The sequence below is a fragment of the Microbispora sp. H11081 genome (genome assembly GCF_012999535.1).
Lineage (GTDB): Bacteria > Actinomycetota > Actinomycetes > Streptosporangiales > Streptosporangiaceae > Microbispora.
This window is the reverse complement of the sequence record NZ_JABBWV010000009.1, coordinates 1-13,634: the sequence shown is the minus strand read 5'-3', so window position 1 is coordinate 13,634 and position 13,634 is coordinate 1. Positions and strand designations below refer to the sequence as shown.

Below are 13,634 nucleotides of genomic sequence, written 5' to 3'. Positions count from 1 at the left end.
GCGGTCCCGGCGATCGCCGGTGACTCCGCCGTGACGACGCGCACCCCCTGGGGTGCGCGTTTTGTCATTTAGCGCATATCCGAAACCAGTCCGAAACACGTCGGCAGGGAGATTCACACATGTGAAACACACATGGTCGTGGGCTGAAACGGTGGAAGAACACGCTGTCGCCAACGTCAGTGCGCCAGCCGGCCAATGGTGACCCCGGGCGAAGCCACTGAGGGAGTGATAACCGGCCACACGCCAAATTGTAAGGAGGGCCGAGTCGGTGAAGATCGATACCGGCACCACCGCCTGGATGATCACGGCCACCGCACTGGTGCTGCTGATGACCCCCGGGCTCGCGTTCTTCTACGGGGGCATGACCAGGGCCAAGAGCGTCCTGAACATGATGATGATGTCCTTCGTCAGCATCATCACCATCACCCTCGCCTGGGTACTGTACGGCCACTCGCTGGCCTTTGACGCCTTCGGCGACGGTGACAACTTCATCAACAAGTTCATCGGCGGCGGGGACGCGATAGGTCTGCAGAGCCTCATCGACACGGCCACCGCCGACGACGGCAGCGGTATGCCGAGCCTTGTGTTCTCGGCCTTCCAGCTCACCTTCGCCATCATCACCGTGGCCCTGATCAGCGGCGCCATCGCCGACCGGGCGAAGTTCGGCGCGTGGGTCGTCTTCGGCCTCGCCTGGGCGACGATCGTCTACTTCCCGGTCGCCCACTGGGTCTGGGGCGGCGGCTGGCTGGCGAACCTCGGCATCGAGGACTTCGCCGGAGGCACGGTCGTCCACGTGAACGCGGGCGCCGCCGGTCTCGCCCTCGCGCTGGTGCTCGGCAAGCGCACCGGCTGGCGCAAGGACCCGATGCGGCCGCACAACCTGACGCTGGTCCTGCTCGGCGTGGCCATGCTGTGGTTCGGCTGGTTCGGCTTCAACGCGGGCTCCGAGCTCGCCGTCGACGGCACCGCCGGTCTCGCCTTCATGAACACCCAGGTCGCCACGGCCGCCGCGGCCGGCGCCTGGATCCTCGTGGAGAAGCTGCGTGACGGCCACTCCACCACCCTCGGCGTCGCCTCCGGCGCCGTCGCCGGCCTCGTCGCCATCACCCCCGCCTGTGGCTTCATCGACCCCTGGGCGGCGCTCGTGCTCGGCCTCGTCGCCGGCGCGGCCTGCGCGTACGCGGTGGGCCTGAAGTACCGCCTCGGCTTCGACGACTCCCTCGACGTCGTCGGCGTCCACCTGGTCGGCGGCGCGATCGGCGCCGTCGCCCTCGGCATCATCGCCCGCTACCCCTTCGCGGACGGCCAGAACGAGGGCCTCATCTACGGCGGCCCGCTCTCCCAGCTCGGCGTGCAGGCCCTCGGTCCTGTCGCGGTCGGTCTCTACTCCTTCATCATGGCGTACGTCATCGGGAAGATCATCGACAAGACGATGGGCTTCCGGATCGACCAGGAAGACGAGGTCACCGGCATCGACATCACCACACACGCCGAGACCGGGTACGACCTCGGCACCGTCCACTCCTCCGGAGTGACCTCCGTCAACGGGCCCGTGCCCGCGCCTGCGAAGAAGGTCGACGCATGAAACTCATCACCGCAGTCATCAAGCCGTTCAAACTGGACGACGTGAAGGCCGCCCTGGAGCAGTTCGGAATCAAGGGCATGACGGTGTCCGAGGCCAGCGGCTACGGCCGCCAGCGCGGCCACACCGAGGTCTACCGCGGCGCCGAGTACCAGGTCGACCTGGTGCCCAAGGTCCGGGTCGAGGTGCTCGCCGAGGAGGACGACGCCGAGGACGTCATCGACGTCATCGTGAAGGCGGCCCAGACCGGCAAGATCGGTGACGGCAAGGTCTGGTCGGTCCCGGTGGACACCGTCATGCGGGTCCGCACCGGGGAGCGCGGGCCGGAGGCGCTGTAACCGGATGATGAGAGGGGAGGCTCGCTCGTTCGCCGCGGTTCGCAAGGACCGGGCCGCGGACATCGACAGATGGCTCACCGATCTGTTCCGCACGGCGGCCCTGAGGCCGTACGCGCGGGAGGGGGGATCGGGAGGGAAGGGCGGCCTCTCCGAGGAGCGCGGCCCCGCCGCTCCCCACGGTATCGGCCCCGCGGTCGGCGGCGGGGTCAACGGCACCAACGGGATCGGCGGGATCGCCTTGGTCGCGGTCGGCAGCCTGGGGCGGGGCGAGCTCGCCCCGGGCAGCGACCTCGACCTGGTCCTGCTCCACGACGGCCGTGAGGATGTCGGGAGGATCGCCGACCGCATCTGGTATCCCATCTGGGACTCCGGGATCGGCCTCGACCACTCGGTCCGCACCGTGGAAGAGGCGGTGAAGGTCGCCAGGGAGGACCTGAAAGCGGTGCTCGGCCTGATCCAGGCGCGGCACGTGGTGGGGGACCCCGAACTGACCAGAGCCGCGCGGGAGGCCGTGCTCGCCGAGTGGCGCGCGGACTCCCGGCGCAGGCTCGCCGAGCTGCGGGCCTCGGCCGACAAGCGCGCGGAGGCGAGCGGCGAGCTGGCCTTCCTGCTCGAACCCGACATCAGAGACTCAAGGGGCGGGCTGCGCGACGTGCAGGCGATGCAGGCCGTGGCCGCCGCCTGGGTCGCCTCGGCGCCCGGCCCCCGCGTGCGCGAGGCGTACGAACTGCTGCTGGACATCAGGCACGGCCTGCACCTCGTCACCGCGCGCGGCACCGACCGCCTGGTGCTCCAGGAGCAGGACGCGGTCGCCGGCACGCTGGGCCTGCTGGACGCCGAGGCGCTGATGCGCCGCCTGGCCGAGGCGGGCCGGACCGTCTCCCACGCGTTCGACGCCACCTGGCGCACGGTCGACCGGCTGCTCACCGGTCCCGCGCCCCGGGGTCGCAGGCCCCTCGCCGACGGGGTGGTGGAGCACGGCGGCGAGGTCGTGCTGGCGCGCGGCGTCAGCCCGCGCACCGACCCCACCCTCGTTCTCCGCGCCGCCGCGGCCGCCGCGGAGGCCGGGCTGCCGCTCGCGCCCGCGACGGTCTCCACGCTGGCCGCGCAGTCTCCGCCGCTGCCCGTGCCGTGGCCCCCCGAGGCCCGCGGCGCGCTGGTCGCCCTGCTCGGCGCGGGGCGCGCCGCCGTACCGGTCTGGGAGGAGCTCGACCAGGCGGGGGTGCTCGTGCGGCTCATCCCCGACTGGGAGCGCGTACGGCACCGCCCCCAGCGCAACCCGGTCCACCGCTACACCGTCGACCGGCACCTCATCGAGACCGCCGCGGGGGCGGCCGCGTTCACCCGGGAGGTGTCGCGCCCCGACCTGCTGCTGATCTCCGCGCTGCTGCACGACATCGGCAAGGGCTGGCCGGGCGACCACTCCACCACGGGCGAGATCGTCGCCAGGGACATCGGCACCCGCATGGGCCTGTCCCCGGCGGACGTGGACATCCTCGCGACCGTGGTGCGGCACCACCTGCTGCTGCCGGAGACCGCCACCCGGCGCGACCTGGACGACCCGGTGACGATCTCCCGGGTCGCGGAGGCCGTCGGGTCGAGGCAGGTGCTCGAACTGCTGTCCGCGCTGGCGGTGGCCGACGGCAACGCCACCGGCCCGGCCGCGTGGAACTCCTGGAAGGCGTCCCTGGTGTCCGACCTGGTGCGGCGGGTGCGGTCGGTGCTGTCCGGCACGCCGCCGGCGCCCGCGCCGGTCCTGTCCCCCGAGCAGGCGGCGCTCGCCAGGCACGGCGGCGGCGCGGTGCGGGTGAACGGGAGCGCGGTCACCGTGGTCGCGCCCGACCGGCCGGGCCTGCTGTGGCGGGCCGCCGGGGTGCTCGCGGCGCACCGTATGGCGGTCCGCTCCGCCTCCGCCGCGTCGGCCGGGGCGACGGCGGTGATCGAGTTCGTCGTGGTGCCCGAGTACGGCACGCCGCCGGACCCCGCGACGCTGGAGGCCGACCTGCGGCTCGTGCTGGCCGGGCGGCTGGACATCGAGCAGCGCCTGGCGCGGCGGGCGAGGTCGATGCGGCCCTCCCGGGTGCCGGTCGCGCCGCCCCGCGTCACCCTGCTCGACGACGCGTCCAACACCGCGAGCGTGGTGGAGGTGCGGGCGCACGACAGGCCCGGCCTGCTCTGGCGCATCGGCCGCGCGTTCGGCGAGTGCGGGCTTGACGTACGCGCCGCGCGCGTGGAAACTCTGGGCGCAGAAGCGGTGGATGTCTTCTATGTGGCCGATCGCACGGGCCGTCCCATTCTCGATGAGCAACAGCGTATGCAGGTGCGTGAGCGCGTGCTCGCCGCTCTCAGATGAGAGGCGCCTAACGATCCTCACCTCTTGGTAACAATTCTGGCGCTGCGGCAGGGGTAGGGCCGTTCGCCATCGTGACCTTGTGGTCGAATTGTCCCCGCTTATATAGCTGTGTCACTTCATGCTGTCCAGACGCGTGAAGGCATGCCGAACGATGGCGGGGCCGGTGAGCATGGAGCAGTCGAATACCGATAACCGCAGGCGGCGGAGTCGCCTCTCGCCGCGCAACTGGCGAGTGCCCACACGCCTGACCGCGCTGATCCTCGCTCCCACACTCGTCGCCGTGCTGCTCGCGGGACTCCGCGTCGTCGGCTCGGTCGACAGCCTGACGGCCTACCAGCGGACCAAGTCCGCGGCGGAGTACTCGGTGCACCTGCGGGACCTCGCCGAGCAACTCGCCCTCGAACGCGACCTGTTCGTCTGGGACGGCACAGGCAAGCGCAAGTTCAACATCGACGGGGAGACCGAGGTGACCCGCGCCCAGCAGCGCGCGGCGGTCGACCCGCTGGTCAAGCAGGTCAAGGCCGACATCGAGGACCTGGACGCGGACTACGGCACGCGCGTCGTCGAGCAGGCGCAGCAGCTCCTGAGCCGCATCTCCAGCCTTCCCGGCATCCGTGACAACGGCGTGGCCGAGGACTACAGCGCGTTGATCGCCAACATCCTGCGGCTGCAGGACGAACTCGGCAACAACGACGACAACGCCTCGATCGTCGGCAACATCCGAGCGCTCAACGCTCTCGCCCACGCCAAGGAGGAGGCGGCCCTGCAGCGGGCCATCCTCACCCGTGAGCTGCTGGAGCGCAGCCAGGTCTTCACCACGTTCGAGCTGCAGGACTTCCTGGCCTCCCAGTCGCGTCAGCAGAGCTACCTCGCGACGTTCTACACGGAGGCCCCGCCGGCCGAGGCGAGCCGTCTGGTCACCCTCTTCGCCGACAAGAGCGTGGTCAACAGCGAGCTCACCAAGTCGTGGGCGCTCACGCTCGGCCTGCACAACCAGTCCCTCAGCCGCTACCAGGGCAGGGACAGGACGGCCGAGCAGTGGTTCCAGGACAGCACCAAGGGGATCCAGCAGATGGCGGCCGTCGAGGGACGCGTCTCCGGCCTGGTGCAGGACCGCGCCCGCGAGCTGCAGTCGGCCGAGCAGCGCAACGCGCTCATCGCCGGCGCCCTGATCCTCGCGCTCCTCGTGCTCGTGCTCGCCACGACCGTGCTCATCGCGCGGTCTATGGTCTCGCCGCTGCGCCGCCTGCGGGCGGAGGCGCTCGACATCGCCGGGCGCAGGCTGCCGGAGAGCGTGCGGCGGATGCGCGAGTCCGACGACCTCGAGCGTGAGACCCACGTGCAGCCGATCGCCGTCGACAGCAGCGACGAGATCGGTGAGGTGGCGCAGGCCTTCGACGAGGTGCACGCGCAGGCCGTGCGCCTCGCCGCCGAGGAGTCCCGCCTGCGCGCCAACGTCAACGCGATGTTCGTGAACCTGTCGCGGCGCACGCAGACGCTGGTGGAGCGGCAGATCTCCCTGATCGACGGCCTGGAGCGGGGCGAGGAGGACGGCGGGCGCCTGGCCGACCTGTTCAAGCTGGACCACCTGGCGACCCGCATGCGCCGCAACAGTGAGAACCTCCTGGTCCTCGCCGGTCACGAGCCGCCACGCAAGCGCAGCCAGCCCGCCCGGCTGGTCGACGTCGTCCGCGCGTCGCTGTCGGAGGTCGAGGACTACGAGCGGGTCGTCGTACGGATCCCCCGTACGATCGCGATCGCCGGGCACGCCGCCAACGACGTCGTCCACCTGCTGGCCGAGCTGGTGGAGAACGCCATCGCCTTCTCGCCGCGCAACACGAAGGTCGTGGTGTCCAGCAGCCCCGTCGAGGGCGGCGCCGTGATGCTCGGCGTCACCGACGCCGGCATCGGCATGTCGCCGGAGGAGCTCGCGGAGATCAACCGCCGGCTCGCGGAGCCGCCCACGATCGACGTGTCGGTGTCGCGCAGGATGGGTCTTTTCGTGGTCGGCCGTCTCGCGTTGCGCCACGGCATCCGGGTGCAGTTGCGCCGGGGTGAGGGCGCGGGCGTCATCGCGATGGTGCTGTTCCCCACCCAGCTCATCGTCGGCCCCGACCAGCCGGCCGTGCCGCGCCCCTCCGCTCCGTCGGGGCAGACGGCGGCCGGGATGCCCACCCGGCAGGCGTTCGCCGGGCCCGACCCGCTCGGGTCCGCGGCGGGGGGCGGTTCCTTCGAACCCTGGAGCCCCGGCAACGGCGCGGGGCCCCGCAGGACCTCGCCGGCCGGCGCGAACGGGCTCAGCGGAGCCGGGGCCGGAGCCGGGTCAGGCGGCGGCAACGGCACGGGCGGGTTCGCCGCGTTCGCCGCGCCGACGCGTGAGGCGCAGGCCCTGCCCGCGGAGAACACGCCTGTGGAGAACTCGCCTATGGAGAACATGCCCGCGGAGAACCCGTTGCCGGGTGGCGCGTTCACCGAGAACTCGGGATCGCATCGGGTTCCGGCCCCCTTCGGGGACCGGCCCGACTCGTCGTGGCCTCCGACGCCCGCCGGGCCCTCGGCGCCGGCCGGGGCCGCGGGCGGGAGCGGTGAGGACCGCGCCGGGCATTCGTGGCCGTCGCTGCCCACAGGACCGACGAGCCTCCCGCGCCGGGGCGCGTCCACCGGACCCACGGCGTTCCCGTCATCGGACACGGGTCCGAGCGCGTTCTCCCCGTCGAGCACGGGTCCGAGCGCCTTCACCCCGTCGGGCACCGGACCGAGCGCGTTCTCCCCGTCGAGCACGGGTCCGAGCGCGTTCTCCCCGTCGAGCACGGGTCCGAGCGCGTTCTCCCCGTCGAGCACGGGTCCGAGCGCGTTCTCCCCATCGGGCACGGGTCCGACGGCGTTCCCGCCGCCGGACGCGTCGTCGTCGACCGGGCCGCGGCCCTCGGCCGAGGACGCACCCCTGGAGCGGGGCGACGAGTTCCTGCCGATCTTCGCCTCGGTCGAGTCCGCGTGGTTCCGCCGTCCCTCGGACACCGGTCCCCAGGCAGCACCGACGGCGCGGTCCGGCGCGGCGGAGGACGAGGAGAGGGCGGGGGAGCGCACCGGGGAGATCGCGAGGGTGCCGGGCGCCGGTCCGGCGTCCGGGCCCGCCCGCCCGCCGGACGGAGGTCCGGGCGGGTGGCGGTCGCGGGCGGACGGCGGCTTCCAGGCCGCGGCGAGCGCCCGGGACCCCCTGCACGGCGGCGTGACCGCGGCGGGCTTGCCGAAGCGCACGCCGAAGGCCAACCTGGTGCCCGGCTCGGTGGGCGCGGACGGCCCCGCGGCCACCTCGCGTCCCCCGGTCTCGCCCGAGGCGGTGCGCAACCGCCTGTCCAGCTTCCAGCAGGGGGTCAGGCGAGGCCGCGCCCAAGCGGCCGGGGGTTTCGAGGAAGGGCCGGCTAAGGAGGAGGAGGGCTCGTGAACGAGCTGAGCGTCGAAGCGCGCAGGTTCGACTGGCTGATCACCGAGTTCGTCGGCAACACGCCCGGTGTGGCGCACGCGGTGGTGGTGTCGTCGGACGGCCTGCGACTGGCCCAATCCGACGGCTTTCCGCCGGACCGCGCCGACCAGCTCGCCGCGGTCGCCGCCGGCCTGCTCAGCCTCACCCTCGGCGCCTCGCGGGTGTTCGAGGGGGGCTCGGTGACGCAGACCGTCGTCGAGATGCAGCGCGGACTGCTGCTCGTGATGGCGATCAGCGACGGCTCCTGCCTGGCAGTCCTCGCCGCTCCGGACTGCGACATGGGCCTGGTGGCCTACCAGATGACCCTGCTCGTGGAGCGGGCGGGGCAGGCGCTCACCCCGGCGCTGCGCGCCGAGCTGCAGACGTCGCGGCGATGACCGGGGGAGAGGGCGATGCGCGATCGTGACGGGGCGGAGGACGAGCCTCTGTTCCGTCCGTACGCCGTCACCGGTGGCCGATCCGAGCCGCGTTACCACATGGCGATGGAAACCCTCGTATCATCGGTGACCTTGAGGAGCGATGACTATTCCCTGCTCTCCCCCGAGCAGGAGTCGATCATGATGCTATGTCGTTCTGTACGATCGGTCGCGGAGATCTCGGCACTGCTCCGGGTCCCGCTCGGCGTGGCACGCGTGCTCATCGCCGACATGGCCGACGAGGGTCTGGTCCGCCTGCACATGCCGCAGCTGAACCAGGGACAGCCAGACCTCAACCTGCTCGAAAGGGTGCTCAGTGGACTACGCAGGCTCTAGCCGTGGTCTTACCTCGACGAAGATCGTCGTGGCGGGCGGGTTCGGCGTCGGGAAGACGACCTTCGTCGGTGCCGTCTCCGAGATTCTGCCTTTGACGACCGAGGCCGTGATGACCGACGCCAGCGCGGGCATCGACGACCTGGGGCTCACGCCGAACAAGACGACCACGACGGTCGCCATGGACTTCGGCCGGCTCTCGCTCGACCAGGACCTCATCCTCTACCTGTTCGGCACGCCGGGTCAGCACCGCTTCTGGTTCATGTGGGACGACCTCGTCCGCGGTGCCATCGGGGCGGTCGTGCTGGTCGACAGCCGCAGGCTCGCCGACTGCTTCCCGGCGATCGACTACTTCGAGGAGGCGCAGCTTCCCTTCGTGGTCGCGATGAACGGCTGGGAGGGGCACTTCCTCCACTCGGAGGAGGAGGTCCGCGAGGCGCTTTCCCTGCCTCCGCACGTTCCGGTCGTCCGTACGGACGCCCGTTCGCGCGACGCCGTCAAGTCCACGCTCATCAGCCTGGTCGAGTACGTGCTGACCGTGCGGGCCGCGTACGGCAGGCCATACTAAGGCCGCGGGAGACATGTCCTCCGCGGACGTCGCCCCGTCAAGGGGTCCGGCGAGGGCGGTGCCCCTGAGGGTGCCGCCCTCACGGCGTACGGCGAGTCGCGATGCTTCCATCTGGATACAGCAACGTGACGGGCGGTGTTCTCGGGACACCCGCCTAGCCGGCAAGGCAGAATTCGGTATTGATGCCGACCCGATATTTAATCAAATAACAGCATCTAGATGCCTGTCTAGGCTGTTTGTGCACGGGTGTTCGGTTGGCCTCCCTGGTGTCGGTGTGCTGCAATTACCCTCGCCTGCAGGACGTCTCGCACGTCACGCCAGCCCCACCCGTGCTGAGACACTTCCCCCTGTGCGCACATACGGCGAGAGGTTGCAAAGCCTGTGACGACACAAGACCCCCGGACCGACCAGAGCCCCGGGACCGGGGTTCCGGCTGAGCAGGAGCCCGATGAGGGGAGCCGTTTCCTGCTGCGCAACTGGCGCGTGCGCTCCAGGCTTGTGGCCCTGATCCTCATCCCCACCGCGGCGGCGCTGCTGCTCGGCGGCCTTCGGGTCGTCACCTCGGTGAACACGGCGGCCGAGTACCAGCAGACCAGTGACCTGGCCCGGCTCGTGGACAAGGTCGGGAACCTCACCCACGAACTGCAGTCGGAACGCGACCGGGCCGCGTGGAACGCCACCATCGGCCGCCCGGCGAAGGCGACAGCCGCGGTCAAGGCGCAGATCATCCTGACGAACAAGGCGGCCACCGCCGTGCGCGACCTCATGAACGAGGTCAGGTCGAAGGTGGGCGACCGCGGCGCCGTCCAGATCGAGCACATCCTCGGAAAGCTCGACGGCGTGGAGTCCCTGCGTGGTCAGGCGATGGAGGGGAACCTGCTCCCCAGAGCGATCCTGGACCAGTACGGCCTCGTCATCGACACGCTGCTGGCCCTCCAGGACGACCTGGCCAAGAGCACGCAGGACGACAGGCTCGCCGCCTCGGCCGTCACGCTGGCCGCGCTCGCCCGCGCCAAGGAGAACGCCTCCCAGCAGCGCGGCATGCTGACCACGGTGCTGCCGGTCGACCGCTTCGAGCAGGCCCAGCTGCAGAACTTCCTCGGCGCCGTGTCCGCACAGGAGAGCGAACTGCGGGCCTTCCGCAAGAGCGCCACCCCGGCGGAGCGGGCCGACTACGACAACACGGTCACCGGCGGCAAGGTCGACCAGGCGGAGTTCATCCGCACGCTGGTGCTCGACCGCGCCAACGCGGGCTTCCCGCTCAAGGGCCTCGACCTGTCGGTACGCGACGACACCCGCCTCTGGTACGACGCGATGTCGCAGCCCATCAACCGGATGCGTACCGTCGAGGCCAAGCTGACCTCCTCGATCGTGTCGCGGAGCCAGTCGCTCAAGGACGACGAGCAGCAGCGCGCCATCATCGTGGCCGTCGCGGTCGCCCTCCTGCTGATCGCGGTGTTGCTCGTCACCACCGGCGTGGCCCGCTCGCTCGTACGCCCGCTGCGACGGCTGCGCAGCGAGGCCCTGGAGATCGCGGGCAGCCGACTTCCCGACACGGTCCAGAAGCTGCGGGAGGCCGGCGACGCCGCCGAGGTCCCGCCGATCACTCCGATCCGGGTCATCGGCCGCGACGAGATCGGCGAAGTCGCGCGGGCCTTCGACGAGGTCCACCGCGAGGCGATCCGGCTGGCGGGCGACGAGGCCCGGCTGCGCAGCAACGTCAACGCGATGTTCGTGAACCTGTCGCGGCGCACGCAGACGCTGGTGGAACGCCAGCTGTCCCTGATCGACGGCCTGGAGCAGGGTGAGCAGGACGAGCAGCGGCTCGGGAACCTGTTCAAGCTCGACCACCTGGCGACCCGCATGCGCCGCAACAGTGAGAACCTCCTGGTCCTCGCCGGCCAGGAGCCCTCGCGCCGCTGGGGCCAGCCGGTGCCCATCGTCGACGTGGTGCGCGCCTCCCTGTCGGAGGTCGAGAACTACGAGCGCGTCGACCTCCAGGTGCAGCCGGGCGCGTCGGTCGTCGGCCAGTCGGTCAACGACGTCGTCCACCTCGTGGCCGAGCTGGTGGAGAACGCCATCTCCTTCTCGCCGCGCGACACGAAGGTCCTGGTGTCGAGCAACCGCATCGACGGCGGCGGCCTCATCATCTCCGTCAGCGACCAGGGCATCGGCATGACGCCCGAGGAGCTCGCCCAGACCAACTACCGGCTCGCCAACCCGCCGGTCGTGGACGTGTCGGTGTCCCGCCGCATGGGCCTGTTCGTGGTCGGCCGCCTGGCGCTGCGCCACGGCATCCGGGTGCAGCTGCGCCAGCAGGACACCGGTGGCCTGACGGCCATGGTGCTGCTGCCCGAGGCGCTGCTGGCCCACGCGGGCCCGGCGTTCCCCGGCGTGCCCGGCATGCCGCAGCCCGAGCTGACCAGCCCGATGCCGGCAGTCGGGGCCGGGCCGCAGTTCGGCGGCGCCTCCGTGTTCGGCGGCGCGCCGGCCCTCGCCAGCCCGACGCCGTTCGAGAACCCGTCGCGTTCCCCCGTGTTCGGCGCGGACGCGCCGGGCGTCGGCACTCCCGGCGCCGACCCCTTCGAGCGCGGGCCGTTCGAGTCCTTCCCGCGGGAGACGGTCGGTTTCGATCCCGACCCGTTCGCCCGCAACCCCTTCGAGCCGCCGCAGGGCCGTGGCGCCGACAGTGGCGCGTTCGCGCGCAACCCGTTCGAGACGGGCGCGTCCGGGCGGCCGGGCGAGACCGATCCGTTCGCGCGCAACCCCTTCGACACCGGCGGCTTCGGTGGTGGGCAGGGCGGGCAGTCCGACGCGTTCGCCCGCAGTCCCTTCGAGTCGGGGCCGTTCGACCGGGCGGCCTTCGACAAGACGCCGTTCGAGAAGACGTCCGCCGAGCGGGACCCGTTCGAGACGACGAACTTCGACTCCGGGCCCTTCGAGGCCAGCCCCTTCGACACCAACCCCTTCAGCAGGGGCCATGTCGGGGAGGCCCCGGTGGACACGCCGTGGCCCGGCCACCTGCCCCCGCCGGGTGGAGCCTCCTGGCCGGGCACCCCGCACGACACCGGCTCCGGCTGGACCGGGCGGACCGGTCGCGGCGGCTTCGAGGGCGACGACAACACCGGCCCGCTGCCGGTGGTGCGGACATCGCCGCTGGAGTCGGAGGAGGAGTTCCTCCCGATCTTCGCCGCGGTGGAGTCGGACTGGTTCAAGAAGGCCGACGTCCCGTCGGACAAGAACGACGCCGACGGCGAGACCGGCGGCACGGACTCCAGGTCCTGGTCCTCCCCGGCGGACGTCGGCTGGCAGGCGGCCAAGGCGGCCAGCGAGCCGGCTCTGGGCGGGGTCACCTCGTCCGGCCTGCCCAAGCGGGTGCCGAAGGCCAACCTGGTGCCCGGCTCGGCCACCGCTTCCGCCGCCCCCTCGGCGGAGCCCGCCCAGGCGGCGGCGGCCTCTCCGCCGCCGCCCCCGCCGGTGCTCTCGCCCGAGCGGGTGCGCAGCAGGCTCTCCAGCTTCCAGCAGGGCATCCGGCAGGGACGGGCGGTCGCCCGCGGGGAGGCCGATGGGGACCAGGGATATCCCGGGGCGGCGTCCCTGGGCACGCCCGATGCCCAGGACACTGAGAAGGAGGACTGATGAGGGAAATGAGCCAGGCCGCACGCGGCATCAACTGGTTGATCACGGACTTCGTGAACAACGTGCCGGGTGTGGCGCACACCGTGGTGGTGTCGGCGGACGGGTTGCCTCTGGCGTTCTCGGACGGCTTTCCGAAGGACCGGGCGGATCAGCTGGCGGCGGTGGCGGCCGGGTTGATCAGTTTGACGCAGGGTGCGTCGCGGGTGTTCGAGGGTGGCCCGGTGACGCAGACGGTGGTGGAGATGCAGCGGGGGTTGTTGCTGATCATGTCGATCAGTGACGGTTCCTGTCTGGCGGTGCTGGCGGCGGCGGACTCGGATTTGGGTCTGGTGGCCTATCAGATGACGTTGCTGGTGGAGCGGGCGGGTCAGGTTCTCACTCCCGCGGTCCGCGCCGAGCTCCAGGCGTCCCACCCGCGGTGACGCGGCCTCCGTGAAACGCGGAACGTGGTGGAGGACAGTCGGGGGAAGACGCCCTGAGAACGGAGCGGCCGGCCGGCCGCCGGGTTCCGGAGCGAGAGCGAGAAGGTCAGGAGGACGCTGTGGCAGGCGGCGGCTGGAACAACGAGACCTATCGGCCGGCGGACAACGCCCACCGGCAGTACGGCGGCACGAACCCCGTCCCGACGCCGGCGCCGGCGCCGGTGGAGCAGAGCTCGCTGGTGCGGCCGTACGCCGTGACCGGCGGGCGCACCGCACCCCGGCTCCAGCTCGCCATGGAGGCACTCGTGTCCTCCGCCACGGTGATGCACCAGGACATTTCCATGCTCACCCCGGAACGCCAGGCGATCAGCACCCTGTGCCGTCAGGTGCGGTCGGTGGCGGAGGTGTCGGCGTTGCTGCGGATTCCGCTGGGTGTGGTTCGTGTGGTGATCGCGGACATGGCGGCGGAGGGGCTGGTGCATGTGCATCAGCCGCAGTT

General features: G+C 71.4%; 10 protein-coding genes. All 10 read left to right on the top strand.

What is annotated here, in order from left to right:
* Nucleotides 1-268: 268 nt before the first annotated feature.
* Complete coding sequence (locus HHX31_RS21955) at nucleotides 269-1,585, top strand: ammonium transporter (protein WP_169950216.1); 1,317 nt, start codon at nucleotides 269-271, stop codon at nucleotides 1,583-1,585.
* Nucleotides 1,582-1,920 carry a P-II family nitrogen regulator gene (locus HHX31_RS21950; protein WP_169950215.1) on the top strand — a complete coding sequence of 113 codons (339 nt, stop codon included), beginning with the start codon at nucleotides 1,582-1,584 and terminating at the stop codon, nucleotides 1,918-1,920. The genes HHX31_RS21955 and HHX31_RS21950 overlap by 4 nt, the downstream gene beginning before the upstream one ends.
* Before the next feature lie 7 nt (nucleotides 1,921-1,927).
* Nucleotides 1,928-4,273 carry a [protein-PII] uridylyltransferase gene (locus HHX31_RS21945; RefSeq protein WP_169950422.1) on the top strand — a complete coding sequence of 782 codons (2,346 nt, stop codon included), beginning with the start codon at nucleotides 1,928-1,930 and terminating at the stop codon, nucleotides 4,271-4,273.
* 232 nt (nucleotides 4,274-4,505) lie between these two features.
* Complete coding sequence (locus HHX31_RS21940; RefSeq protein WP_169950214.1) at nucleotides 4,506-7,718, top strand: nitrate- and nitrite sensing domain-containing protein; 3,213 nt, start codon at nucleotides 4,506-4,508, stop codon at nucleotides 7,716-7,718.
* The gene (locus HHX31_RS21935; protein ID WP_169950213.1) at nucleotides 7,715-8,134 is read left to right on the top strand and encodes a roadblock/LC7 domain-containing protein; all 420 of its coding nucleotides are present in this window, start codon (nucleotides 7,715-7,717) and stop codon (nucleotides 8,132-8,134) included. The genes HHX31_RS21940 and HHX31_RS21935 overlap by 4 nt, the downstream gene beginning before the upstream one ends.
* A 15-nt stretch (nucleotides 8,135-8,149) precedes the next feature.
* Complete coding sequence (locus HHX31_RS21930) at nucleotides 8,150-8,509, top strand: DUF742 domain-containing protein (protein WP_169950212.1); 360 nt, start codon at nucleotides 8,150-8,152, stop codon at nucleotides 8,507-8,509.
* A complete protein-coding gene (locus HHX31_RS21925) occupies nucleotides 8,490-9,074 on the top strand; it encodes an ATP/GTP-binding protein (RefSeq protein ID WP_169950211.1) in 585 nt (194 codons plus the stop codon). The genes HHX31_RS21930 and HHX31_RS21925 overlap by 20 nt, the downstream gene beginning before the upstream one ends.
* 381 nt (nucleotides 9,075-9,455) lie before the next feature.
* Nucleotides 9,456-12,713, top strand: a complete 3,258-nt coding sequence (locus tag HHX31_RS21920) for a nitrate- and nitrite sensing domain-containing protein (RefSeq protein ID WP_169950210.1) — start codon at nucleotides 9,456-9,458, stop codon at nucleotides 12,711-12,713.
* Nucleotides 12,714-12,721: 8 nt separating this feature from the next.
* Nucleotides 12,722-13,135 (top strand): roadblock/LC7 domain-containing protein, encoded by a 414-nt coding sequence (locus HHX31_RS21915; protein ID WP_205825907.1) that lies wholly within the window; start codon nucleotides 12,722-12,724, stop codon nucleotides 13,133-13,135.
* A 119-nt stretch (nucleotides 13,136-13,254) separates the two neighbouring features.
* On the top strand, nucleotides 13,255-13,634 hold a 380-nt coding region (locus tag HHX31_RS34550), incomplete at its 3' end, for a DUF742 domain-containing protein (RefSeq protein ID WP_169950209.1).